At 38.6% G+C, this 24309-nt stretch carries 23 protein-coding genes and 2 tRNA genes; 6 read left to right on the top strand and 19 right to left on the bottom strand.

What is annotated here, in order from left to right; genetic code table 11:
• Positions 1-7: 7 nt before the first annotated feature.
• Positions 8-742: an ABC transporter ATP-binding protein gene (locus tag TEL01S_RS09480; RefSeq protein ID WP_028843693.1), complete on the top strand. Its 735-nt coding sequence runs from the start codon at positions 8-10 to the stop codon at positions 740-742.
• Complete coding sequence (locus TEL01S_RS09475) at positions 724-1971, top strand: ABC transporter permease (protein ID WP_028843694.1); 1248 nt, start codon at positions 724-726, stop codon at positions 1969-1971. The genes TEL01S_RS09480 and TEL01S_RS09475 overlap by 19 nt, the downstream gene beginning before the upstream one ends.
• A gap of 62 nt (positions 1972-2033) precedes the next feature.
• Here TEL01S_RS09475 and TEL01S_RS09470 read toward each other — a convergent pair whose 3' ends face one another.
• Genes TEL01S_RS09470 through TEL01S_RS09460 form a run of 3 tightly spaced genes read right to left on the bottom strand, consistent with a single transcriptional unit; the run spans position 2034 to position 4982 of the window.
• On the bottom strand, positions 2034-3038 hold the full coding sequence (locus TEL01S_RS09470; RefSeq protein WP_028843695.1) for an electron transfer flavoprotein subunit alpha/FixB family protein: 1005 nt from the start codon (positions 3036-3038) through the stop codon (positions 2034-2036).
• Positions 3039-3053: 15 nt separating this feature from the next.
• Positions 3054-3833, bottom strand: coding sequence for an electron transfer flavoprotein subunit beta/FixA family protein (locus TEL01S_RS09465; RefSeq protein WP_028843696.1), 780 nt, complete (start codon positions 3831-3833; stop codon positions 3054-3056).
• A 9-nt stretch (positions 3834-3842) separates the two neighbouring features.
• A complete protein-coding gene (locus tag TEL01S_RS09460; protein WP_028843697.1) occupies positions 3843-4982 on the bottom strand; it encodes an acyl-CoA dehydrogenase in 1140 nt (379 codons plus the stop codon).
• A gap of 462 nt (positions 4983-5444) precedes the next feature.
• Between TEL01S_RS09460 and TEL01S_RS09455 the strand changes: the two genes are divergently transcribed.
• On the top strand, positions 5445-6608 hold the full coding sequence (locus TEL01S_RS09455) for a serpin family protein (RefSeq protein ID WP_028843698.1): 1164 nt from the start codon (positions 5445-5447) through the stop codon (positions 6606-6608).
• Positions 6609-6626: 18 nt separating this feature from the next.
• Here TEL01S_RS09455 and TEL01S_RS09450 read toward each other — a convergent pair whose 3' ends face one another.
• Complete coding sequence (locus TEL01S_RS09450) at positions 6627-7616, bottom strand: polysaccharide pyruvyl transferase family protein (protein WP_012003859.1); 990 nt, start codon at positions 7614-7616, stop codon at positions 6627-6629.
• Between the two features lie 63 nt (positions 7617-7679).
• On the opposite strand from TEL01S_RS09450, the gene TEL01S_RS09445 reads away from it, so the two are divergent.
• Entirely contained in the window at positions 7680-8429 is a 750-nt protein-coding gene (locus TEL01S_RS09445; protein ID WP_028843699.1) for an MBL fold metallo-hydrolase, read from the top strand.
• On the opposite strand, the gene TEL01S_RS09440 is transcribed toward TEL01S_RS09445, so the two are convergent.
• The 11 genes from TEL01S_RS09440 to TEL01S_RS09390 form a co-directional block, all read right to left on the bottom strand.
• Positions 8414-9013 carry a hypothetical protein gene (locus tag TEL01S_RS09440; protein ID WP_144313093.1) on the bottom strand — a complete coding sequence of 200 codons (600 nt, stop codon included), beginning with the start codon at positions 9011-9013 and terminating at the stop codon, positions 8414-8416. The genes TEL01S_RS09445 and TEL01S_RS09440 overlap by 16 nt on opposite strands.
• Positions 9013-10044: a flagellar motor switch protein FliN gene (gene fliN / locus TEL01S_RS09435; RefSeq protein ID WP_012003856.1), complete on the bottom strand. Its 1032-nt coding sequence runs from the start codon at positions 10042-10044 to the stop codon at positions 9013-9015. Before fliN ends, TEL01S_RS09440 begins: the two co-directional genes overlap by 1 nt.
• Positions 10034-11026: a flagellar motor switch protein FliM gene (gene fliM / locus TEL01S_RS09430; protein ID WP_028843701.1), complete on the bottom strand. Its 993-nt coding sequence runs from the start codon at positions 11024-11026 to the stop codon at positions 10034-10036. Before fliM ends, fliN begins: the two co-directional genes overlap by 11 nt.
• 11 nt (positions 11027-11037) lie before the next feature.
• On the bottom strand, positions 11038-11532 hold the full coding sequence (locus TEL01S_RS09425) for a flagellar basal body-associated FliL family protein (RefSeq protein WP_028843702.1): 495 nt from the start codon (positions 11530-11532) through the stop codon (positions 11038-11040).
• Between the two features lie 8 nt (positions 11533-11540).
• On the bottom strand, positions 11541-12410 hold the full coding sequence (locus TEL01S_RS09420) for a flagellar motor protein MotB (protein WP_028843703.1): 870 nt from the start codon (positions 12408-12410) through the stop codon (positions 11541-11543).
• On the bottom strand, positions 12410-13198 hold the full coding sequence (locus tag TEL01S_RS09415; protein ID WP_012003852.1) for a motility protein A: 789 nt from the start codon (positions 13196-13198) through the stop codon (positions 12410-12412). Before TEL01S_RS09415 ends, TEL01S_RS09420 begins: the two co-directional genes overlap by 1 nt.
• A gap of 12 nt (positions 13199-13210) precedes the next feature.
• Positions 13211-13426, bottom strand: coding sequence for a flagellar FlbD family protein (locus TEL01S_RS09410; protein ID WP_012003851.1), 216 nt, complete (start codon positions 13424-13426; stop codon positions 13211-13213).
• Between the two features lie 11 nt (positions 13427-13437).
• On the bottom strand, positions 13438-15333 hold the full coding sequence (locus TEL01S_RS09405; RefSeq protein ID WP_028843704.1) for a flagellar hook protein FlgE: 1896 nt from the start codon (positions 15331-15333) through the stop codon (positions 13438-13440).
• A gap of 3 nt (positions 15334-15336) precedes the next feature.
• On the bottom strand, positions 15337-15996 hold the full coding sequence (locus tag TEL01S_RS09400; RefSeq protein ID WP_012003849.1) for a flagellar hook assembly protein FlgD: 660 nt from the start codon (positions 15994-15996) through the stop codon (positions 15337-15339).
• A complete protein-coding gene (gene fliK, locus TEL01S_RS09395) occupies positions 15980-17944 on the bottom strand; it encodes a flagellar hook-length control protein FliK (protein WP_232504360.1) in 1965 nt (654 codons plus the stop codon). Before fliK ends, TEL01S_RS09400 begins: the two co-directional genes overlap by 17 nt.
• Positions 17945-18024: 80 nt before the next feature.
• Complete coding sequence (locus TEL01S_RS09390) at positions 18025-18978, bottom strand: hypothetical protein (RefSeq protein ID WP_012003847.1); 954 nt, start codon at positions 18976-18978, stop codon at positions 18025-18027.
• Between the two features lie 106 nt (positions 18979-19084).
• Here TEL01S_RS09390 and TEL01S_RS09385 point away from each other — a divergent pair, with 106 nt between their 5' ends.
• Positions 19085-20182: an AAA family ATPase gene (locus TEL01S_RS09385; protein WP_012003846.1), complete on the top strand. Its 1098-nt coding sequence runs from the start codon at positions 19085-19087 to the stop codon at positions 20180-20182.
• A 28-nt stretch (positions 20183-20210) separates the two neighbouring features.
• Here the strand turns inward: TEL01S_RS09385 and TEL01S_RS09380 are convergent, their stop codons facing one another.
• Positions 20211-22076, bottom strand: a complete 1866-nt coding sequence (locus tag TEL01S_RS09380) for a carboxypeptidase-like regulatory domain-containing protein (RefSeq protein ID WP_028843706.1) — start codon at positions 22074-22076, stop codon at positions 20211-20213.
• A gap of 430 nt (positions 22077-22506) precedes the next feature.
• On the opposite strand from TEL01S_RS09380, the gene TEL01S_RS10855 reads away from it, so the two are divergent.
• Positions 22507-23340, top strand: a complete 834-nt coding sequence (locus TEL01S_RS10855) for a Ppx/GppA phosphatase family protein (protein WP_012003844.1) — start codon at positions 22507-22509, stop codon at positions 23338-23340.
• Here TEL01S_RS10855 and TEL01S_RS09375 read toward each other — a convergent pair.
• The 3 genes from TEL01S_RS09375 to TEL01S_RS10775 form a co-directional block, all read right to left on the bottom strand.
• A tRNA-Arg gene (locus tag TEL01S_RS09375) sits at positions 23319-23395 on the bottom strand. The genes TEL01S_RS10855 and TEL01S_RS09375 overlap by 22 nt on opposite strands.
• A gap of 4 nt (positions 23396-23399) precedes the next feature.
• Positions 23400-23490 (bottom strand) — tRNA-Ser (locus tag TEL01S_RS09370).
• A gap of 258 nt (positions 23491-23748) precedes the next feature.
• Positions 23749-24297, bottom strand: a complete 549-nt coding sequence (locus TEL01S_RS10775; RefSeq protein WP_012003843.1) for a GNAT family N-acetyltransferase — start codon at positions 24295-24297, stop codon at positions 23749-23751.
• Positions 24298-24309: the final 12 nt, after the last annotated feature.

Raw genomic sequence — 24309 nt, 5'->3', positions numbered from 1 at the left:
TGGTTTTGTGAAAGTGGTTGAAGTAATTGATCTGAAAAAGAGCTACGGAACTTTTCAAGCTTTGAAAGGCGTGAAATTTGAGATAGACGGAGGAGAGATTTTTGGTTTAATAGGCCCGAACGGTGCTGGTAAAACCACGACTTTGAGAATAATCTCAACTTTGTTGAAACCGGACTCTGGTAGCGTGAAGGTTTTTGGATATGATGTAACCTCATCTCCTGATGATGTTAGAAAATTTATAAGTTATCTTCCTGAAGATGCTGGTGCTTATAAAGAGTTAACTGGCCTGGAGTATCTGAGATTCATTGCCAGATTTTTTGCCAGAGATGAGGCTGAGCTCAAAGATATGGTTGAAAAAGGTGTTCAGATAGCAAAATTGAAAGACAGAATCACTTCGAAAGTAAGCACATACAGTAAAGGTATGATCAGAAGATTGTTGATTGCCAGAGCACTTATGGTAAATCCGAAACTTGCGATTCTGGATGAACCAACCTCTGGTTTGGATGTCCTGAATGCTCATGAAGTTAGAAAAGTAATAAAGGATTATACGAAAAATGGTGGAACGGTACTTTTATCTTCTCATAACATGCTTGAAGTGGAATTTCTCTGTGATCGAATTGCTCTTATAAATGAAGGACAGATAGCCAGAATAGGCTCTCCAGTACAACTCAAGCAAGAATTTAACGCTGTTAATATAGAAGAAGTTTTCACAGAGGTGATAAGATGTTCGCAAACTTGTTGAAAAAAGAACTTCGAGAGGTTCTCACCATAGGAAATCTTATAGTGGTAATTGTTCTTGCTTTCGTGTACGCTTCTATAGGTGGAAGTATAGGAAATATAGAAAAAGAAGTGGCGAAAAAACCTGTTGTGGCAATAGTGAACATGGACAGAGGAGAATATGGAAGAGTTGTTCAAAGCAGCATAGAAAGCTTTGCAGAAGTTGTTTACACAGGAAAAGATTTGCAAAGCGGACTCGACGTTTTGAGAAACCAGAGCGGTTCAGCTCTTCTTCTTGTTGAGGAGAATTTTACAGATAGCATCAAGTCAGGTGAGAAAGCGAGAATAAAGATTTTTTGGTTGCTCAAGGGACTCGGTATTATGGACACGATTTCTTCGAGTGTTCTTGAGAATTTTGCCAGTAACGTTGAGAAGCAAATAACGATTATCCTTATGAACCAGTATAATGTTAAAAATCCACAGCTCGTACTTGATCCTGTTGAAAAAGTAGATGCAACAATTTTTCAGGGGAGAGTCTTTGATGGTGCGTCGCCTTCCCAGTTGCTAAATTTAACCAGTTCTCAATCAACAATGACTTCTGTTGTGATAATGATGTTGATAATCATGGCTGGAAGCACTGTGATATCTTCAATGGGTTTGGAAAAAGAAAACAAGACATTAGAAACTCTTTTGACCATGCCAGTGAAAAGAAGCTATATAGTTTTTTCAAAAATACTGGCTGCTGCTATAGCAGGTTTAGTTATGGCATCTATTTATATGGTTGGTTTTAGTTTTTATATGAAACCTTTAACGGCAAGTTCCACAGGCAACCTTGACTTGACACTTTCTATGGTTGATTACGTACTGGTTGGGTTGTCACTTTTCACGGCTTTGCTTTGTGGAATTAGCTTGGCAATGTTTTTAGGTATTCTCTCGAAGGATTTCAAAAGTGCTCAGACGATGACTTTTCCACTGACGGCGCTTGCTGTTTTCAGTGGACTCATAACTATGTTTAAAGACTTTTCGACTCTGTCACTTCCGTTGAAGATAGCTGTTTTTGCTATACCTTTTACTCATCCAATGCTGTCTATAAGAAACCTTTTGTTTGAAAACCGCTCTTTTGTTTTCTATGGATGTGTTTATAATGGTATTCTCGCTGCTTTCTTAGTTATTTTAATCACAAGGATTTTCAATACAGATCGGTTGATTGTTGGTATTGATTTCAGAAAAAAAAGACGAGCACGTTTACTTTAAAAAATCGGGGCTCACAGAGCCCCGACTGTCGCGAGAAGGTGTGTTTATGTGGTAGAGGTTGCTCATGCAATTAAAGCTTTACAGGAAAGTTTATGTTCTCGGATAAGTTTGGTAAGTTGAGGTACTATTTTGTGCAAATCTCCAACAACAGCAAGATCGGCTATAGACATAATTGGTGCTTCAGGATCTTTGTTTATAGCAATAATATATTCGCTTTCATGCATTCCAGCTATATGCTGAATAGCACCTGATATACCGCATGCTATGTACAGCTCTGGTTTAATAATCTTTCCTGTCTGCCCCACCTGTTTTTCTTTCTCAATCCATCCTGCTTCAACAGCACCCCTTGATCCGGCTACTGTGCCACCGAGTGCTTCGGCAAGTTCGTGGAGTATATCAAATCCTTTTTTACCGCCAACGCCTCTACCGCCAGAAACAACTATTTTTGCTTCAGAGATGTCAATCGATGATTTCTCAATTTTCATGACTTTCTCAACAATGACAAGCAAATCTTCATCGTTCAAATCTGGTTCAATGGACTCCACAGTTCCTTTTCTTGAAGAATTTGCGCAAGGCATCGGGAAGACGCCGGGACGCACAGTCGCCATCTGTGGCCTGTGCACGGGGCATTCAATAGTAGCCATCAGGTTTCCGGAAAAAGCAGGACGGGTCATGAGAAGATTTTTCGTATTTGGGTCGATTTCAAGATGGGTGCAGTCTGCTGTCAGGCCTGTCTTTAATCTTGCGGCGAGCCTTGGGGCAAGATCTCTACCAATATGAGTTGCACCTATTAAAACTATCGATGGTTTTCTCTCGTTGATGAGTTTGCTCAAAACTTTTGTATATCCACCTGCGGTATAATGTTGAAGTAGCTCGTGCTCTATAAAAATGACGTGATCTGCTCCGTGTTGAATTAAAAAATCTGCGCAATCGGAAATTTTCCATCCGAGAACCACTGCCGTAAGCTCTTCATTCAATTCATCTGAAAGTTCCCTTGCTTTTCCTATAAGCTCCATACTGACTCTTTGCAAAGTTTCTCTGTATTCTGATATAACCCATACGCCCATATGATATCTCCTCCGTTATACGAGTTGCCTGTTCTGCAATTCTATGAAAATCTGTTCGGCTGATTCGTACGGGTTGAGTTCGATCTTCCTTCCCTCTTTTCTGGGTCCTTTTGTAAAAGTTTTTCTCACTTTCGTTGGAGAACCCGTTAAACCGACGTCTTCTCTCTTTAAGAAAAGATCTGAAAGTTTCAGGGTTTGAATAGTTTTTTTAAAACAACCGAACAAATCGTTCATATTCATATATCTTGGAATATTTAAGTCTTTACTGCAAGCTAAAAGACACGGTAGTTTGGTTTTCACTATTTCATAACCATCTTCCAATGCTCTTTGAACTTTCACAAAATCTCCTGAAAATTCAGCTTTTTCAACATATGTAACATGTGGAATTTGTAGATGTTCCGCAATTTCTGGCCCAACCTGAGCTGTATCTCCGTCTATTGCCTGCCTGCCGGTCAGAATTAAATCAAAACCAATTTTTTTTGCAAAAGCGGCAAGCACAAGGCTTGTTGCCAGTGTATCGGAGCCAGCGAAGGCTGTATCACTTATCAAATATGCTTCGTCTATACCCATAGCGAGTGATTCTCGAAGTGACCATTCTGCTTGAGAAGGCCCCATTGTTGCAACTATTGTGTGAGCCTTTATTTGTTCTTTCAATTGTAATGCCAATTCTAAAGCGTTTTTGTCTTCCGGATTTATGATTGAGGGCACACCTTCACGTATCAATGTTCCTGTTTTAGGGTCAACTCTTACTTCATGTGTGTTCGGTACCTGTTTTATGAAAACCAGAATTTTCATTATTTCACCTCATTTCAAAACATGTGATGCTATGATCATTTTCTGGACTTCTGATGTACCTTCATATATTTGTGTGATTTTTGCATCTCTCATCATTCTTTCTACGGGATAATCTTTTGTGTAGCCATACCCTCCAAAAATTTGGACAACTGTCGTGGTTACTTTCATGGAAATCTCTGATGCAAACAGCTTTGCCATTGCAGCATCAACGGTGTGAGGAAGATTGTTTTGCTTTTTCCATGCAGCTTTGTAGACGAGATTTCTTGCTGCTTCTATTTGTGTAGCCATTTCTGCTATATACCATTGCAATCCCTGAAAACTGGAAAGTGTTTTCCCAAACTGTTTACGATCTTTCATATATTTAACACATTCATTAAAAGCTCCTTCGGCTATTCCCAGAGCCTGCGCAGCAACTCCTATTCTTCCACCATCCAGAGTTGACATAGCTATTTTGAATCCCATACCTTCTTCACCAAGCAAATTGTCCCTGGGAACTTTACAGTTATCGAAAACAAGTTCGGCTGTAGAAGATCCTCTGATTCCCATTTTATGTTCTATTTTCCCTATTCTGAAACCATCAAAACCTCTTTCAACAATGAAAGCGCTTATTCCTTTGGTAGCTTTCGAACGATCTGTCATTGCAAAAACTATAAATACATCGGCGTGAGCAGCGTTTGTTATAAACACTTTACTGCCATTCAGCACATAGTGGTTATCCTGAAGTCTTGCTGTTGTTTGCTGGCTTGCAGCATCTGTACCTGCATTTGGCTCAGTAAGGGCAAAAGCACCTATTTTCGTACCCTGCAACAATGGCCTGAGATATTTTTCCTTTTGCTTTTGATTCCCATAAGTGAATATGGGCCAGCAACAGAGAGACGTATGGGCAGAAACTATTATCGAGGTAGAAGCGCAGGCCTTGGCAAGTTCTTCTACAAGTAAAATATATGTTATGTAATCTCCTCCTGATCCACCAGATTCTTTTGGGAATGGGATACCAAGCATGCCAAGTTTTGCCATTTTTTTGATAGTTTCAAGTGGAAAAATTTCCTCTTCATCTATTTTTGCAGCAAGAGGTTTAACCTCTTTTTCTGTAAATTCTTCGAAAAGCTGTTTTGCAAGTAATTGCTCATTACTGAATAAAAAATCCACTGTGTCACCTTCTTATATCGTGATTTTTTTCCCGTAATAGATAATACCTTGTTTTTTTGAAAGAAGGGCGCTGTAAAACATTTTTTTGTGAAATGTATCACGATTATAATATTTTACCCACAGGTGTGATAATCTACATAGCAGAACTCAATGAAATTCATGAATTTGATTAGATTATTAGTCTGCTGCAGATACAGTTTAAAAAATTGTCCATGACGAAGTTAATCTCGAGTAAGTTCCAGAAAGAGCTTTGTAAGAGGCTATTTTGAGAAATAACATTAAGTCTTTATAGAAGGCGAAATTTCCAAAATCAGTAATATTATTGTTGGACAAGCTTATCCAGACGGATCTGTCTTCATAATATTGGTATAGATCTGATCTTTACGTGCATATCTCTAAAAAATGATTGAAACTTTTTTGAAAGAACTAAGTCTTATTTGTAGAATCAAGGGAGGGATAGAGATGAAAAAAGTTTTCTTAACGGCTTTTCTAACCAGTTTAATCTTTATAGGTTTCGGCATAGTCCAGGATTCAAGCAATCTTTTTGGAGTTGATTTGTACAAAGTTCTGTCAGAAAAGCCGGGAAACATATTTTTTTCTCCATTCAGTATCAGTTCAGCTCTTGCAATGACTTATATTGGTGCAGATTCTGATACAGCACAGCAGATGAAAAATGTTCTTCACTTCGATCTCGATGACGAGACGTTGCTCAGCAATTTCTCACAGTTAACTACATCTTTAAATCAATCAAATGAAAATTATCAACTATCTGTTGCGAATTCTATGTGGCTTCAGGAAGGATATCCTTTTCTAAAAGAGTTTGTCGAACAGATACAAAAGTATTACCAGTCATGGATCAACTATGTCGACTTTGCGAACCACAAAGATGAAGCAAGAGAAAAGATAAATGAATGGATAGAGGCAAAAACGAATAACAAGATTAGAGATTTGATAAAGCCGGACGATATAGATTCACTAACAAGGCTTGTTTTGACAAACGCTATATATTTTAAAGGATTATGGCTGAATCCGTTTGATCCTTCTTCAACCAGAAAGGAATTATTTCATATCTCTAAGAACGAAGAAAAAGAAGTAGATATGATGTTTAAAAATATCACAGCTAACTATACAGAAGATTCATTAGTTCAGGTTCTTGAGTTACCTTATGCGAAAAATAAGATCTCGATGATAATCGTGCTTCCAAAAGAAGATAAAGATTTGAGCCAGATAGAGAAAAATATTTCATTAGATCTCTTTAAAAAATGGAGGAGTAATTTAAAACCGACGGAAGTGAATGTTCATATTCCGAAATTCAAAACAGAGTGCAGATTCAATCTGAAACGAACACTTATGAGCATGGGTATTGTTGATGCTTTTACAGATGAAGCCGATTTTTCGAAAATGGACGGTACAAAAATGCTGAAAATCAAAGATGTGATTCATCAATCGTTTATAGAGGTATATGAAGAGGGAACACAGGCGGCTGCGGCAACTGCTACTATAGTTAATATCAAGATGGCTCCAAAAAAACCGGTGGAATTTAGGGCGGATAGACCGTTTATTTTTTTTATATACGACAGCACTTACGATTTGATTTTGTTCATGGGGCGCCTGATTAATCCATAAAACAAGGGATTTATTTTATCATCTCTGAAGATTTCTAATCAATTTGATCAATTTTTCTTCCATCTCTTTAGCGTCTTCGAGCATTTTTTTATCCACTGACACAGGCATATTTATTACTTTTGAAATTGCGGTGATAATATTAGTATCAGCTTTGCTGGTATATCCCGGATAATCAGGAAGATATTTTTTCATGAATCTGCTCGCCTTGGAATTATCTACACTAACGAATGGAATACCATAGTAAGCTGCTATAAGAGAGCCATGCATCCTCTGAGATATAACAAGAGAAGAACAGGTTATGGCTTCTAACGGTTTTTTTGAAAACTCGAGTTCTGGATATTTCTCCATTAATTTAACGCAGACCTTTTCATCCTGAGGGCTCATGGGAACCAGTAAAAATCTTTTTAGACCAATATTTTTGAGAAAGCTCAGAATATTCGATAGATTGATTTCTTCTTTGAGACAAAAACTCACCTGAGAAGATTTTTTTACCTCTAAGGGTAGTTTCGAAAGGCTTTTTATGGCGAGATCTGTTCCTTCAAAAATATTTTGGCTCATCAATTTTCCATACCGGGCACTTACAGGATCCCGCGCGATAAAGTATACGTTCTTTCGTGATAGTATGTATCTCAAAATCTTTCTGGAAAATTTTCTTTTTACGGGTCCCAAGCTGTTAGCAAGCAATACGACAGGTTTTCTAAAAAGTGTGGAAACTATCACAATAGAAGCATAGTATAAAAAACTTCTCAGACTCGTCTGGTCCTGAAATATACCTCCTCCTCCACACACAACAACTTTACTGTGCAAAATCGCGGTGAAAATAGAGATAAAATCAAATCTATTGACTGGTTCAACACCTTTTTTTGTGTAATCCTCAATTTTGTGTTTTGGGACAAGAATGTAGATTTTATCGAATGTCCTGCCCAGGATATCAAGCGCTGATTCGCACAGAAGCTCATCGCCAAGGTTTCCATATCCATAATAGCCAAATAATAGAGCACTTCTCAAGGAAAAGCATCCTCTCTTAAAGAATTATAACAAGAAGATTATATCAGAGTCAGGAGGGTATATATGATTCAAAAACTTAGTAACAAAGTTTATGTGGTAGGGGGAGATGGTTCTGCAAATGTTGTGATTATCGTCGACTCAAAGGGGGCAATCGTAGTTGACACCTCTCTTTTTGAAGAAAAAGCTCGTAAAATAAGAGAATTTATAGAAGGTGTTTTGAAAAAAAGAATCTATTTGATTATCAATACCCACTATCATCCAGATCATTGTTTTGGGAATATTGTTTTTGATGATGTTCAAATACTCTCTTCATCTTTGACCAAGAAAAAAATGTCTCTGATGGATGCAGATTATCTGAAAGATCTTCCTATGATTAAAAAACCTGTGCTTCCTTCTATTACTTTTGAAGAAGATTGGTGTGATGAGTATCTTCAAATAGCAAAACTCGGGGGACATACACCAGATTCCTCTATTGTAATAGTGAGAGATGAAAAAATTCTTGTTGCTGGTGACCTTGTTTTCAATGGATTTCATCCGGAAATAGTTTCTGATAGTAATTTAGAACAATGGATAACAATTCTGGAAGATCTGAGAAGAAGACATTTTAACTGGGTTATTCCGGGTCATGGAGAGCCAATGGGAATGGTCAGTATAGATCTAATGGTCAGGTATCTTTCAAAGATAAAAAGATTGCTTGCCGGAACCGTGACTTATGCTGAGATACTCTCCGATGATAATTTTTCCAGAAGGGAGTTTCCAGAGCTGTTTTCGTGGGGGATCGAAAATCTTCTTTCCGTTCAACGTGCAAGATGAAAATATTGATCGATATTTGCAAAAAGAATTAATTTGTTTATCTGTATCTTTATGTACTCGTCATTGCTTTTGGATGTAGTCATGGTGAATTCTTTTAAATTTCCTTCTTCAATTTTTAGTTTGAAGACAACCGGTTCAGATGCCTGATTGAGAACAAATGATGTGGGACTTATAGTTATGCTGTTATCATCAAATTTGGTTATCACCAAGGGAGTTTGCAGTATTTTGAATATGCTTTCAAAAATCGTCAGAATATTTTCAACGGGAATCTCTATATTTTCCATATCAATATACCCGGGAAAAGAAGAGTAAAGCCGCTTTGTTCTTGCAATGTATACAAAAGACAGATCTGAAAGCACCACAGGTTCTTTTATGAGCAAATAAAAATCTTCCAGATTTCTAATAGCCGCTTCAGCAGACATCGACAAATTCTGGTAATCTTCGCCACTTTTCACTCTGGCTAAAATTTGAAATTGTGCGTAAAAATCGCGACAACCTGCTATGCTCTGAACAAAATCAAATATTGGATTAGCAAGATACGATACTGTGATCAATGTCACAAAAAAGATTATCTGTCTTTTCATCAAAGTCCGTTCGTCTCCCTTATAGAATAGATTCTTTGTTTTGGTGTAACTATCTCTGTTATTCGAACACCGAAATTTTCATCAACTACCACGACTTCGCCTTTTGCTATAAGTCTTCCGTTTACGAGAATATCAACTGGCTCGCCCGTTAATTTATCCAGCTCTATCAGAGATCCTATATTCATTTCCAAAACCTGCTTAAGTGTCATTTTTGCGCGGCCGAGCTCCACAACTACCTTCAGAGGGACATCTAAAAGCAGTTCTAATTTATCGGAAAATTCCGATGGTGTAGAAACTGCGGCTCTCTGAGATTGATCAAATTCTTGAAATTGAACCGGCTGAACTTTTACTTTTTCTTCCTCTCTCTTCTGTTCTTTTTCCTTCTCTGGTTCCTGAGCAGGATGAATGATTTTGTATATGTCTTTGAAAAACAGGGCAGGTGCAATCAACAGGATTTTGGATTTGTGAGAGTTTTCCAGGTCAATTTCATAAGCAACATACGCCAGTACCTGGGCAAGATTAAAATTAAGAACGGGTTCCTCATCTTTTTTCACAAGATCAACTTTCAGTTTGGAGATAGAGACCTTTTTCTTAGTTTGTTCTGAAAGAGAAGTGGTAGAAGATCCCATCATCTGGTTCATTGTTTCAGTTATTGCACTCAACCTTACTTCATCCAGCTCGAAACTTTCAGGTTCACCAGACCCGCCCATCATCATGTCTGCAATACGAGCACCGAGTGATTGTGGGAACAATATCAAAAATTCCCCTTTCAGGCCATCTGAGAACTCTATCTGAACGGCGACGATCGTTTCATCGAAAGATGATAACAAATCCTTCAGGGTTTTTTGAGAGATTTCTACCAAAGTCACTTTTACCTCTCTGCCGATCACAATGCCGAGGGCTGCTGTTGAAGAGTCAATTATCAAATTCGATATTTCTTTGATTGCTTCCTGGTCATGTTCGCTCAGGGTGTCACTTAATCCTTTTAAAAGTTCATTTAATTCATCCTGTGTCAGAAAATCACTGTTCATTTTCTTCCACCTCCGGCTTCAGAATCCGGGTAACTTTAACAGCTCTATAGCCTTTAAAGACACCTGGTCGAGCCATAAATTTCGGTTTGCTCTGGACTTCAACCATTACATCATCATCTTTATGAGTCTGCAGCCTTATGACATCTCCAACTTCAAGGTCCAGAATTTCTTTCACGCTGAGAATCGCTTCTCCCAAAATCGCCGATATCTTCATTTTCATGGTTTTTACATTTTGCTTTAAATCTTCAAGCATTTTTTCGGACAATTGCTCTCTTTTTGCTGTGAACCATGTTCGCGAAGAGAGTTTGTCCATAAAAGGCTCTGTTAAAGAAGATGGCCAGCATATATTTAAAAATCCTTCCGTTTTTGCAATTGTAACGTACAATGACACCAGCAAAATCATTTCATTTGGAGGTGCAATCTGGACAAATTGTGGATTGTTTTCCACGCTTTCGATAGTTGGAACAAATTGATAAACTTCACTCCAGGCTTGAGATAGATTTGTGAGAATATTCATAACTTCTTTTCTCATTATAGAAAGTTCTATGTCTGAAGGTGTACGTTTCACATTGGGTATGCCAGGCCCACCGAGAATCAAGTCTAAAATCGTGTAGAAGATCTCCAGATTCATTTCTAAAATAGCGCTCCCAACAAATTCAGGCGCACTGAAAACAGTAATGAATGATGGAGCAGGAAGAGATCTTATAAACTCCTCATATGATATCTGATCTATGCTAGCAAGATTTATGTTTGTGAACGTTCTAACCCTTCCTGAAAGGTATGTAGAAATGGATCTTGCGAAATTTTCATGAATCATATCGAAGACCCTTATATGCTCTTTTGAAAATTTACTCGGCCTTCGGAAATCATACAGTTTGACTTTCTTGGTTTCTTCTTTTTTGATTTCATCTACTGTGACTTCTCCAGAGCTTATTGCCTGTAATAATTTATCTATTTCATCCTGACTGAGAACATCGGACACATCATCACCCCTCATTCAACGGAGCTGATGGCCTTTATATATAAATATACTCCTATCACGCCGAGCCTTTCTCTATCTCCCGTAAAACCTGTAATTTCATTCACCATGGCCCTTATTTGTTTCTTCAAAAGTTCGATACCAGCAGCTGTATTCAATTCAGATTTGTCTTTGCTTAGAAAAATTAGCATCAAACCATCCATTATTTCATCATTTTTGCTTCCTATGGCAGCTCTGCAGGCATCACTCGCAACAGTGAAACTCAGAGAATCGATCACTGCAACCTCTTTTCCGCCTTTCAGCATGAATGTTTGGTAAGTCCCGGATTGTATCAGAACCGCCTTAATTTCCACAGGAGTTGTGACAGTTGTTTCCTGACGCTGGTTGGTCAAATTTGTACCAAGCATCATTATGGTGACAATAGTCACACCAGCAGCCACCACGGCAGGGATAAGTATCATCATTAACAAGCCACCAAAGCCTTTTTTCTTTTTTTCTTCGTCAGCCATTGTATCACCTACTTTGCTTTTTCCCTCTTTATAAGTATATCAATCCTTCTGTACTGATTCCTGAGCTGTACCAGGCGTGCCAGATATTCGCTATCAAGTCTTTCTATGGTTTGATTGTAAAGATTTTGATTTATCTGCCCCTGCTGAAGCTTGTCAGTTGCAAGTTGTTTTTCACTGTCTATGTATGTTCGCAACGCCTGTATTTCTCTTTTTATTGGCCAATCTCCCATCCCTATCGGGTAAAATCTTTGGGAATCGTAAAAATATTCCGGATCAAATCTACCAGCCCTGATATCTGCAAGCCTTTCCACAGATCTTCTTTTTTTTAGCTCCTCTGTAAAGAACTGTACAACGCTTGAGGCTCTTGCGGAGCTCAAATGCCAGTTTGAAACATATATTGAATCTTGAGATAGCGGTTGATCGTCTGCGTATCCATATATCTGAAGCACATTTGTTGTATGTTCTATCACAATAGATCCTATTTTTCCAAGTAATTCTTTCGCCTCTGGTGTTAATTTAGCACTTGCAGGATAAAAAAACGCCATGTCCTGCATAATTATAACAGTACCCTCATCTTTTTCCTGAATCGTTATTTTTCCTTTATACTCTTCGGCAATTCTTATTAATTCTTGATACACCCCTCTTTGCGAAGTTATCAAAGGTTCTTCTGAAAGACTCTTTCCACCAGTTAAAACACTTGGAGGCATTCCTGTCAGAGCGGATCTTATTCCCACAACCACTTGCTGGAATTTGCCAGGGCTTATGGTTGACATTGAAAATAGCAGGACGAAAAAAGTCAAAAGCAATGTCACCATGTCCCCATATGTTGTAAGCCAGCTGCCCTTGGGTACTTCCGGTTGCTTTTTTCTTCTTGGCATTACGCAGTTGCCTCCTGTATGGCTGCTTCGTAAACAACTTTTTCCTGATTTGTAAGGAATGATTTGAGCTTTTCTTCCAGAACTCTTGGGTTTTCTCCTGCTTGAATTGAAAGGACCCCTTCCAGTATCATTTGTTTTTGCCTGAGAATTTTTGCTGCCCTTTTACCTATTTTTTCACCCATGGGTAAGAAAACAGCGTTTGACAGTATAGAACCATAAAAAGTAGTTATGAGCGCCACAGACATACCAGGCCCAAGTGTCTCAGGATTGTTCAGGGTCTTCAACATTGCTATTAAACCTATAAGAGTTCCTATCATACCATATGCAGGAGCATAGGCCCCCGCTGAATCCATCAGAGCTTTCTCGCCAGCCAGATCTTCTTCTATCAAATCCATTTCTGTCTCCATCATATTTTTGAGCAAATCAGGATCTGTTCCATCTATGACAAGTTGGAGCGCCTTTTTCATGAATGGGTCTTCTATTTCGTTCAGATTTTCTTCCAGGGAAAGCAATCCTTCGCGTCTTGCCTTTTCAGAGAAAGATACAAGGGTCCTGACCAATCCAACATTGTCAATCTTTGGTTCTTTGAAAGTGGACATCATCACCTGGATTATTTTGAAACTCTTTTCCTTTGGGTGAGAAGCGATTGTGGAAGCTATTGCGCCTCCTATGGTTATGAAAAGTGATGGCAGGTTATAATAAACTCCAAGTGAAGATTTGTTTGCGATTATACCAAACACAATCATACCAAAAGCCATAAATATGCCAAGAATTGTTGAAATATCCATTAAACCACCTGCCTATTGCTTGGGTAAATATTTTAAAACATCGGGCATAGGATACGCTTTTCTTTTGTATTCTATCACCTTTTCGACAACCTCTTCGATCTTTTCCAAAACGATATATTTTCTCCCGTTGAACAGAGTAATTGTTGTGTCTGGAAGCGCTTCTATTGATTCAATCATTTCAGCATTCAAAACAAATTGTTTTCCTCGCAGATGTGTGAGCCAGATCATTTAATATCACCTTATCTTCTCAATGCAACAAGCTCACCAAGAATGGTATCAGCTGTTGTTATAACCCTCGCGTTGGCCTGAAAACCACGTTGGGCTATGATCATTCTCGTAAATTCTTCTGCAAGATCAACGTTTGACATTTCAAGAGCTCCTGGTATAAGTGTGCCTCTTCCACCGCTGCCCGCGGTCCCAATCTGTGCAAGCCCGCTATTTGAACTGGTTATGTATAACGAATCGCCGATCTCTGTTAGACCCGCCGGGTTATTGAAAACTGCCAGAGCCACCTGGCCAAGAATATCTGTCAAACCGTTGCTGAAGGTGCCTATGATTTCACCATTTTCATTTATTGCAAAAGACTGCAATGTTCCAAGTGCATTTCCATTTTGATAGGTAAAGGCGGCAGAATTACTTCCAGAAAATTGTGTCATGGACGAAAAGTCAATTGCCGCAGTAACATTACTATCACCACGATGAGATGCAGAAAAGCTGATCGTTCGAAGTTCAGTGTTACCGACTGTAAGTTGGCTTCCGTCCCATGTAACTCCGTACATGCCGCTGATCCTTCCAGATTCATTGAAGTTGATAATTCCGCCAACATAGTTGTTTGTTCCGTCACTACTCTGGCCGTTTGCATCAATATATGTTATTGGTTCACCACTTGCTGTATAAGCTTTCCATATCCATGCGTTTTTCATATTACCAAATTCACCTATTCTTGTGAATTCCACATAAACTGAATAGGCATTTCCAAGTGAATCATACATTTGAACCGCTGTTACATATTTCGGGCTTTCATAGGAAAGCACGTTGTAATTTGATGGATTATCTGACTCATAAAACCTTGCTTCTCCAGCCGTTGGGATTGAAATATTTGCACCGGTAGCAACAGTGAATTCATCGCTGGCTGTTGTTTCATCATAGAAAATAACAGTATAATTTTGACCGTTGACAATATCGGAATCGCTTATTGTGAAATTTCCGCCACTTATCGGTACAGCATCACTGAAAATCACATTGCCATTGCTATCGAGAACAACTGCGTGATAATCTCCATCAGCTGGGATAGTGCCTGATACATCTGTCTGTGTTAGCTGACCATCTGTGGTAGCTGTAGCACTCAGGTTTTGATATACTCCAGCTTCATCAACATTGCCATATTGATTCATAACTATATAGCCCACGGATACGACAGCGTTATTTTCGTCGTAAGCCGTCCATGTATAACTTTGCTTGGTTGAAAATGGATCAGTCTGCCTTACAAAATCATCGTCGGTTTTTGAAAAGACAAACCTCACAGAATGTTCGTTTCCATCTTCATCAGTAACTGTCATCGAAAACGGTGTTGGCCCAACAGAAGAATTGAGATTTCCTTCCATTGTCGCACTGGTTGTTGCGTTTGCGGGCATGGTCATTCCTGCACTTATTACTATGTCACCTATTGGTTGGTTTGTGTCAACATATCTCGTACCGGTAGCTGGATCCTGTATAGCTCTCCAACCCTGCACTTTGTAGCCTGTTGAGCTCTGAATCAGCGTTCCATTCGTATCAACAGAGAGTGCGCCAGCTCGCGTGTAATAGTACTGGCTACCATCACTGAGTACGAAGAATCCGTCTCCCTGAATTGCGAGATCTGTTTTGTTACCGGTGTTTTCGAATGAACCTTGGGTCATTATTTTATCAATAGTCGCGAGCTGTGAACCGAGACCGATTTGTATTGGGTTTGTGCCGCCAATGTTGTTTTGTGGACTCCGGGCTGCTTTCATGGTTTGGAGGAGCGCCGTTTGGAAAGTTACCCTTGAACCTTTAAATCCCACGGTGTTCACATTGGCTATGTTGTTGCCAACTACGTCGATAGCGTATTGAAAATTTCTCATGCCAGCGACACCGCTGAACATAGAGCGCATCATGATTTATCCCTCCTCTGATATCTCGATTATTGAAGCAAGTGGATACTCTTTACCTGAGATGTAGACATAAATTTCATTGCCCTTGAACTTTACTGATTCGATCTTTCCGCCTTCGATTCCGCCAATTTCTGTTTCACTCCCGTCTGAATTGAGCTTTGAAACAACGTAGGTATAAGTACCATCTTCTACCTGTAGACCACTGCTATCCCTTGCGTCCCATACGTACGCATGGGCTCCTGCGTCAAGAGTACTTGAGGTAGCTTCTCTTATTAAATTTCCGTCTGAATCATAAATTCTCACTATAACCGGCGCTGCTTCATCAAGTTCAAAAACTATGCTTTCGGAAACACCGTCACTGACAGTGATCTGATTTGCTTGAACAGTAGCGTATTTTCCTATTAGCGAGGCAGATTGAGCTTGAAGTGCACCTTCTTGCAGCGTAAGGAATTCTTGAATTGAGTTAGTCATGTTTGTTATCTGTTCGAGAGTCGAAAATTGTGTGAGCTGGGCTATAAAGTCTTTGTTGTCCATTGGTTCAAGAGGGTCTTGATTTTTCAGCTGTGTTATCAAAAGTAACAGGAAAGCATCTTTGTCAAGAGTATTGCTTGGTGTTCTTTCAGAACTCGTGTAAGTTGAGTAAGAATAATCAATTGAGTTGATCATCTTCTTTCACCTCCTGTTCCTGTTGTCTTTTTTGTCTGCGTTCATGATTTTGATTTTCTTTTTGTTCCTGATGATTACTTAGTTGATCTTCTTCTGTCTTATGAGGAGTTTTGATATCTATCTGCTCGACTTTAAAACCGAGAGTGCTCAATCGTGAGGCGAGTTCTTTGGAATTTTTTTCGAGTAATTCTTTTGCCTCGTTTGTCTGGACTTTCAAGGTTATGATCAATCTATCCTGTTGCTTTATTAGCTCGATTTCGACTTTTCCGAGATTTGGTGGTGATAGATCAACTGTTGCCTTTTCCACAATGTTGTTCTGCATTTCTTTAACTGTCTCAACAATTGTTTGAATGTTAGAACTTCTTTCTTGTTGTTCGATTCTTGTCACGACTGAATCAGCTGTCTTCTGAATTTCATTATGTGTTTGCGTTATTTGCTCACTTTCGTACGTTTTACGTGCAAGCTTTTCATTCAAAAGTTCTTTAACTTGTTCGACCTGTTTGAATTTCTCGATTTGAGGTTGTTCAGATATAACTGGCGTATCGTTTTTTAAATTTTTTGCTATCTCGAGCTTGAAGTTTTCTATTTTTATTGGTTGAGATGTTTTCAGCTGACTCGGAATTTCTCTTTTAATCTGTCTAAATTGGGTGAATTCACTTGTGCTGTTTTGGATCTGAACAACCGCGTTTTTAATGATCAGTTGTATTTGTTTGAAAGTCATGGCAGGTTGGGATTGACTTGATTTAAGGACACTTTTTTCTGATATCAGATTTTCAGCTATTATCCCACTTTGCTGAGAAATTTTTTGTTCCGGAAGATCTTCTGTTTTCTTCAATTGTGTTGAAATTTCTGTCTTTCCCTGCAAAATAAGCTGTTCAATTAAATTTCTCGAATCTACTGTTTTTTGCTGTTCCTCTGAACGGGGTATTTGTACAGTTTTTTTAGTAGTTTTGCTTATAGAAAGAACGTCTGGATCGGTTTTCAATTTTTGAACTGTTTCGGCTTCTGGTTCATTAGTTTGAGAAACAAGTTTCTCAGCTTTTCTGGTGCTTACCACTGGTTGCTTTGACACAATGATATTCTGTGAGTCAGACCCAACATTTGCCCTTTGATGATTTGATGATTGAGATGTCTGGCTGGGCTTTTGAAATTGGAAGATGTCCTTGCTCTGCGTTTTTTCCGCTTGTACATTTTGTTTGTTTGTGTTGCTTTGAAGATTGGTTTTGATCGTAATGGTAAGGTCATTTTCCGATTTCTCTGATGTTGCAATGGGTTTCTGATGGCTATTTTTCACTCCAAGACTCTCTGTTTGAGGGATATTTATATTTGCATGAACGGTTTTTTGAGAATTATTCTGTTGAGTGTTTGAAGATGTGTTTTTGCTTTGGGTCTGAATCTGTAAATTACTTATTTTATGAGAATTTACCTTTTGATTAGCTGTATTTTTTTGCCCATTGTTATGAACAATTTGTTTTAATTGCTGATTTTCCTGATGTGATTTGTTTTCTACGCCTTCTTTGAAAATCGATCTTTTTGGAATGTTTTGAACCTTACTTTGAACCTGCTCGGTGAGATTTTTTGAAGAAAGTTCCTCGTTTTGTTTTTCAACAGAAATTTTTGGGCTTGGTTCAGGGCTTATCTGTTTGCTGGATAATGCATTCTGGTTTTGTTTTACATCATTGCTTTGCTTTTCAGTGATGGTTTTCTGATTGGTGCTCTGTTTGTTTTTCGTAGTACTATCTATATCAATTTTAGAATTCAGGTCAGTTTTTATCTGTGAAAGTTTTACTATTCCGTTTTTTTCGGTTACAGGATTTTTTATTAGCTTTTCATCGTTCTGAGTTTCCTGCTTTGTTTTGACCGCGGTATTTGTCTGATGGGATATTTTGACAAATCCCTGCATTGCAGATAATTGTTGCACTTTTGTTTTAACAAGTTCTAATATCATTGCGAATGAGCTTGAATTCGAAGATTTAGTCTTCACAGATTTTTGTTCTGAAAACTCGCCACTCGAGACAGGTTGTGTGGTTATAAACTCACCCCCTTGAGTACAAGCTTTTGAAACAATCCGGGTTTCTCATCTTTTAATCTTTTCAGAATTTCTTTCGATCTTTCGCTTTCCAGGGAAGTGAGTATTATCATCACAGAGTTTTCGTCCAGAGATAATGAATCGATCATCTGAAGAATTTGTTCATCAGTAAATTGCTTTATGAAGTCAAATGAAAGGTCCTTGATTATTTTTGCGTCTATCATGAGAGACAGTTCATTTACAAGTTGCTTTTGCTTTTCCTCAATCTGTCTTTCTCTCTCATTCAAGGAGCTGATTATTTCTTCTACAGACGCGATTTTATTCATCACCTGAGCAGCTTTCTCTGGGTTTATTTTTCCAAGTTCGGTTAAAACGTCTGCTCTCAGGTCAGGTGAAAGATTTGAAAGGGCTGCGGCTATTGAATCAACTGTATACGCGTTGCTCGCAAGGACAGGTGCTATTCCAGTTGGATCGGCACTGGAAATAGTCTCGGTTATTTTTTTAATATCTTCTGTGCTTTGCAATTTTCCTGTGTTAGCTTCAAGTTGAAGCATTTTTTCTTCCCATTCTTTTCTCATCTGTAGAACTATTTTTCTTTCTGCTTCAACAAGTTTCAGCTGTTCTTCTGCCTGGGATTTTGCGCTTTTTGCCTCTTCAAGTATTTGTTGAGCTCTTGTGGAAGCAGCTCTTGATATTTCTTCAAAATATTCTGACGGAGAGAGTATCTGAAGTGGCTCGTATTTAACATACCTGTCCACGTACGGTATTTTTGATAAGAGAAACGATATATAACTTTTCCAGTCCTCAACAGGATTAGCAGAAAGCCCTTTTATTCTGCTGTACTCAAAGACGAAATACCCATATATAAGTATCGTAAGGCTCACAAAAAGAGCTACGATAATGATTTTAAGAAAGGCTTTCAGTCTGCCTTTCTTTTTTTGTTTTTCTGCCAATTATTACCCTCCTGAAGAATTTTTCTGCATGATGAGCGAGTACTCCTAAAAAAATGTATAATATATTTACTCAAATGGGGTTGAGTTACTCAAAGGGGGTTGAGTTATGTATTTTTCGCTAACGCCAAAAAGCTCTAAGGAAAATCTGTATGATCGTGAAGAAGAGTTGTCCAAACTCAGTGAATATTCGAAAACAGGAAGAATTATTCTCATAACTGGTATAAGGAGAATAGGTAAAACATCTGTGTTGAAAGTATTCCTTGAGCAAATGAAAGATCAGGGGCATTCGACAGTGTTTATAGATTGCAGAGTATATGAAAAAATCAACAGATTTGACAGAATTTCCTTTGAAAGGAAAATCATATCCGAATTTGAGGATATTATCCAGAAGAATAGATCGATCTTCAAAGTGATCACAAAGATAAATGTGGGTGGTGTTGAGCTGAATTTTGAAAAACTCCAAAAAGATCGTAATCTAACAGGTTATCTTGAATTGATCAACAAGGTTATGAAAAAGAAAAATTCAAGATTGCTCATTGCTTTCGACGAAGCCCAGGTGTTGAGGTTCTACGGCAGAGGCGGAAAAGAGCTGTTGAACCTCATGGCGTACATATACGATAATCTTGAAAACATAGTCATTGTATTAACAGGTTCTGAAATTGGTGTATTGCATGATTTTTTGAATTTGGAAGATGCGAATTCACCACTTTTCGGAAGATACGTCCATGAATTGTTGCTTGAGAGATTCCAGAGGGCTGAATCGGTTGAATTTCTCGTTGAAGGGTTCAAGCAAATTGGTATAGAACCATCTATTGGAGAGATTGAAAAGGCAGTTGATTTACTGGATGGTATCATTGGCTACCTTTCCATATACGGTTATATAGTCTCCACGACCAAAGACTGGGGAAACGCCCTGCAGGAAACAGAAAAATCTGCCATAAAAATAGTCAAAAAAGAGCTTGAGCTGCTCAGGCTGAGGTCTGAAAATTACATATCTGTTCTGAAGGCAGTTGGTTTTGGAGCTGAAACCTTCAGTCAGGTGAAAAATTTTGTTGAAGCACGTTTTGGTTCTATAACAGATCAGACATTAAGCAACAATCTCAATTTGCTTCAGAAAATGGGTTTTCTGGAGGTTAATTACAAAAACGGAAAAAAGATCTACAGCATAAGTGATCCGATGATTCACAGGGCAATTTCAGATTAACAGGGCAGCACAGATGTGCTGCCCTATCTCAATTTTCCCATTGTAGATATGGATAACCATCGTTGATTGTAGAATTGATAGCCCAGATCTCATCGAAGTCCCAGCCTGTGTATGTGGACTGAGTTTTCATTTGGGCTGTACTTTTGTATTGAGCAGTTGAATGATCATCTTCAGCGTTAGAAATATCTGAATCGTAAAAACAGCCTGGTGTATTGACCTGGATAGATTCGGTTGAAAAATAAACGTTATAGACAAAGGCATAGCGAGAAGTTGAATTTTCAAGCGAAACTGCTGAATAACAATTCTGGACAGTTGGATGAATAGCAGAGTCCATTACGATAAACCCACTCGCTGAACCTGATTCAGAATAAATGGTACCTTTTGCATAGCTGTTTTTGACAGAAACATTGTTAGCATCACCGATAATACTGATAAAGCCAGAGGCATCATCTTTTGTATTGATCTCAAATTTTGCAAAACATTCTTCAAACGACGATTCCAAACCAGTATGACCAAAACCAGCAACTTCGATAAATTTATCAGTTGCGCTGATAGAACCTTCAAAAGAGCATCTCAGAAAACTTTCTCCACGTCCTGAAATCTCCGCGGCAAATCCTCCAACTGTTGTAACCTGATAATTCACTTCAATATCCATTTTGACAGTACAGTTTGTAAACGAGTAGCTTTGTGAAGAACCTTTTATAAAACCAGCAAAACCTCCCGCATAACCAGACATTTGTGATGGGTTTCTTCTTGCATACATTTGACCAGATACTGAACAGTTTTCGAAAGAATCGAAACTTCCCGGTCCTTCTTCATGCCATTCGATATAACCTGCAAAACCACCTGTGTATGTACTTGTTGCGTTGATCGTACCGTTAAAAGAACAGTTCTTAAAACCATTTATGGATGAATAACCTGCAAAGCCACCCGCTGCGAGTGTATTAGAATTGTTTAGATCTTTAAGTTCAATATTGTCCGCCGAACAATTTTCAAACCACGTAGCATTAGCATCTGCGACAAATCCACCCAAATAATAACCACCCTCAGGAGATTCTACTGTTATATTTTGTATCTCACAATTTGTAATCGTTGAACCACTGGTGTAACCAGCAAAACCTCCAATATTAGTAGATTTTGATATAGACGAATCTTGAATAACTATTTTGTCAATCAAGCTATCATTTATGCTCCCTGCGAATATGCCTGAACAAGATGCATTCCAGTCAACTGTTGCATTTTTAAAGACAATATTTGTTATAGTTGCTTGGGATATAACACCGAAAAAGCCTGAATAGTTATCTACTTCACTCAATACGACCATATTTTGAATCTCAAATCCCATACCATCGTAACTACCTGTAAATGGACCAGGGCTGACTGGAAAATCATGACCGACTGGTTCCCAGTTTGCAACAATTGGGTCTAATTTGCTTTTAAGATCATTCAAATCGATGTTTTTGATCTGCTTGAAATGTTTGTCAAGGTTATTTCTGATATTGTTCAATTGTTGGGCTGTCACAATGATGTATGGATCGTTCTGTGTTCCAGTCCCTCCTCCAAAATCTTCAGTTTCAGAATAGGCTGTGAAATCTACTGTCGAAGCACCTGACACCTGCTTTGTTGGAGAGACCATACCCGAAATCACTATGTAATAACCGCTTAGTTGGGCAGATACTGTTACATTACCACTCAAACCTTTGATAGACCAGTTCCCGTTTAAATCTGTCGTTGCCTGCTTTGTACCTGCTGTGACAGTAACTCCAGACAAAGCTGTGTCGTTCCACAGTTTTACCGTACCTTGAATGTCATACGTTGTTGGGACAATTGGTGCGGCACAGTTGAACAGTAAAAGAGTCGTCGACAAAACCAAGGCAAAAAGCCATTTTCTCATAAAATGACCTTCTCTGTAAAGGCTTTGGGGAATTTAAGAAACAGGTAGAAATTGAACGGAGGAAAATCTGAAAGAGGAAGGAAAATATTCCGCAGTCAGCGACCGCCCAATTCTATGAGTGTAATTTCTCTCACCCCCTTGCCAAGTTGAAAAGATTATACACTATATTTTTGAGATTTATATTCTAAAAACACCTGTCAAAAACAAATATAGAAGCTGTATGCTACTTTCGGCATATGATGGAAATCTTGCAGCGAAAGCCGAATAATAAATCCACAATGTTTTTTGTCATGATAATGTGTCAAAATTGTGGTATGAGGTGATCAGAAGGTTGTTGCATCGAAGTTTTTTTCAACAGACTGTCTGAGTTGGGTAAGAGCAAAGATTGTGTCATTCGAATACTGGAGAAGTTGCCTGAAAGGGTGGTGGGATGATAGCCGTCTTAGATCTTGGCTCGAATTCTTTTATTGCTCTTGTTTACGATAGAGGCAAGATACTCTTGGAGAAGGTCTATGAAGTTGGCCTCAAGTCAATTAAAGACGATGAGCAGGCTTTTTGTGTTGCAAAGCAATCAGTTGAGAAGATTCAAAGTGAAATCAGCGGTATAGAAACATACGCTTTTGGTACTGCGGTTTTTCGCCAGAGACCAGAACTTTTCCACAGGCTGTTAAAGCATTTTGAAATAAAAGGAAAAATTCTTTCAGAAAAAGAAGAAGCTTATTTGACATATTTGTGTATCGATCCAAAACAAAGTATGGATGTCACAGTCTTTGATCTGGGAGGAGGCAGTCTGGAGGTTGTTAAAAAAGATTGGTTTGTGAGCCTTGAGATAGGCACACATGTTTTGAATTCTATCTTTGATCTCTCTTTACCCAGGGCAAAGGATTTTGACAAGACCGTTGATTATGTTTTAAAACAGCTTCCTGGTTTTGAAAACCCTGTTGGCATTGGAGGATCCTTTGTTGCAATCGCCGCGTTAAAGGTTCAAAAATGGGATCTAAAATCACTCGATGGTTTTATACTCACGCCTGAAGATATTTATAAAATTTCAGAAAAGCTCAGGAAGATGAATCTTCAGCAAATATTAGATATGAAGATAATACCACCCGGAAGAGAAAAAACCATTATCGCAGGTTGCGCGGTGGCAACCGCAATAGCGACAAAGGGCAATATAAAAGTTTCAACGAAGGGCTTCAGATATACCTTGGCAAGGATGATAGAGGAAGGAAAATGGCCTGCTTCTGGCGTGCCCGGGGAGATTTGAACTCCCGGCCTCCAGATCCGCAGTCTGGCGCTCTATCCAGCTGAGCTACGGGCACAACCTGGCGGAGAGGGAGGGATTCGAACCCTCGGTTGGGTAAATCCCAACACTTGCTTAGCAGGCAAGCGCCTTCGACCACTCGGCCACCTCTCCAGACTAATTTTCATTATAATACAACTCGCTCAAAATTCAAGCTTTTTTCCAAATAATTCTCTGAAAATTTCTATTCAACCACAACAATCGAGTTTTTTACATACGGTATGAACCTTAGGCGATGGTATTGTTGAAATTTCACATTTGAAGCATCATTTTCAATTCTTGTGCAGAATACAGTAAACTGGAAATTGAACTCCATTTTTTGTATGGCAATTGTGTTTAACTCCTTTGGATTTTCGTAAAATCTGACTCTATTTAAAAGTTCTTGAAAACCATTTCTATTCTGACTTCATTTCTTTCAACATCATCATTGTGATAGGCTGTGATATCAAGACCATCAAACTCAAAACCTTGTTTTCTGTAAAATTCAATGGCATTGGCATTATTGGTCTGTGTCTCAAGAACTATTGCGCGACAGTGTTTTTGTTTTGCTATTTGCTTGGCTTTGTCTAAGAGTATTTTTCCTATACCTCTTTTACGATACTGTTCAAGAACAAGTAATTCATATACTCTAAGTCTGTTGTTCCAACTCTCAATGCCAACGGTCATCCAGCCGACAATTTCACCGTCAATTTTCACACCAAATATCCGAGCTCCATCGCCGCTTTCTTCATCCATCCATTTTTGCCAGAGCGGCTCTTCGTAATCTTTAACGATGGGTTTATCGGTCGTTTGAAGTTTCAATTCTATCATCCATCCTGTTTGTGTTCTTCTGATATCCACTTTGTAATATCTATCACTCGACCACTTGAAATGAAGTTTGAAATCCTTCCAGCGGTTTTTATCAAGTTCAAAAACTTCCATGTTCGGGCTCCT

It is taken from the genome of Pseudothermotoga elfii DSM 9442 = NBRC 107921 (assembly GCF_000504085.1).
GTDB classification, from domain to species: Bacteria; Thermotogota; Thermotogae; order Thermotogales; family DSM-5069; genus Pseudothermotoga_B; species Pseudothermotoga_B elfii.
This window is presented reverse-complemented; position numbering and strand designations above follow the sequence as displayed.

Excerpts from the sequence above, each read along its gene's own strand:
- TEL01S_RS09445 (WP_028843699.1), top strand. The coding sequence starts at position 7,680 with ATGATTCAAAAACTTAGTAACAAAGTTTATGTGGTAGGGGGAGATGGT.
- TEL01S_RS10855 (WP_012003844.1), top strand. The coding sequence starts at position 22,507 with ATGATAGCCGTCTTAGATCTTGGCTCGAATTCTTTTATTGCTCTTGTT.
- TEL01S_RS09415 (WP_012003852.1), bottom strand. The coding sequence starts at position 13,198 with ATGGATATTTCAACAATTCTTGGCATATTTATGGCTTTTGGTATGATT.
- TEL01S_RS09380 (WP_028843706.1), bottom strand. The coding sequence starts at position 22,076 with ATGAGAAAATGGCTTTTTGCCTTGGTTTTGTCGACGACTCTTTTACTG.
- TEL01S_RS09465 (WP_028843696.1), bottom strand. The coding sequence starts at position 3,833 with ATGAAAATTCTGGTTTTCATAAAACAGGTACCGAACACACATGAAGTA.
- TEL01S_RS09405 (WP_028843704.1), bottom strand. The coding sequence starts at position 15,333 with ATGATGCGCTCTATGTTCAGCGGTGTCGCTGGCATGAGAAATTTTCAA.
- TEL01S_RS09400 (WP_012003849.1), bottom strand. The coding sequence starts at position 15,996 with ATGATCAACTCAATTGATTATTCTTACTCAACTTACACGAGTTCTGAA.
- TEL01S_RS09420 (WP_028843703.1), bottom strand. The coding sequence starts at position 12,410 with ATGCCAAGAAGAAAAAAGCAACCGGAAGTACCCAAGGGCAGCTGGCTT.
- fliK (WP_232504360.1), bottom strand. The coding sequence starts at position 17,944 with ATGATATTAGAACTTGTTAAAACAAAAGTGCAACAATTATCTGCAATG.
- TEL01S_RS09410 (WP_012003851.1), bottom strand. The coding sequence starts at position 13,426 with ATGATCTGGCTCACACATCTGCGAGGAAAACAATTTGTTTTGAATGCT.
- TEL01S_RS10775 (WP_012003843.1), bottom strand. The coding sequence starts at position 24,297 with ATGGAAGTTTTTGAACTTGATAAAAACCGCTGGAAGGATTTCAAACTT.
- TEL01S_RS09425 (WP_028843702.1), bottom strand. The coding sequence starts at position 11,532 with ATGGCTGACGAAGAAAAAAAGAAAAAAGGCTTTGGTGGCTTGTTAATG.
- TEL01S_RS09475 (WP_028843694.1), top strand. The coding sequence starts at position 724 with ATGTTCGCAAACTTGTTGAAAAAAGAACTTCGAGAGGTTCTCACCATA.
- fliN (WP_012003856.1), bottom strand. The coding sequence starts at position 10,044 with ATGAACAGTGATTTTCTGACACAGGATGAATTAAATGAACTTTTAAAA.
- TEL01S_RS09455 (WP_028843698.1), top strand. The coding sequence starts at position 5,445 with ATGAAAAAAGTTTTCTTAACGGCTTTTCTAACCAGTTTAATCTTTATA.
- TEL01S_RS09385 (WP_012003846.1), top strand. The coding sequence starts at position 19,085 with ATGTATTTTTCGCTAACGCCAAAAAGCTCTAAGGAAAATCTGTATGAT.
- TEL01S_RS09440 (WP_144313093.1), bottom strand. The coding sequence starts at position 9,013 with ATGAAAAGACAGATAATCTTTTTTGTGACATTGATCACAGTATCGTAT.
- TEL01S_RS09470 (WP_028843695.1), bottom strand. The coding sequence starts at position 3,038 with ATGGGCGTATGGGTTATATCAGAATACAGAGAAACTTTGCAAAGAGTC.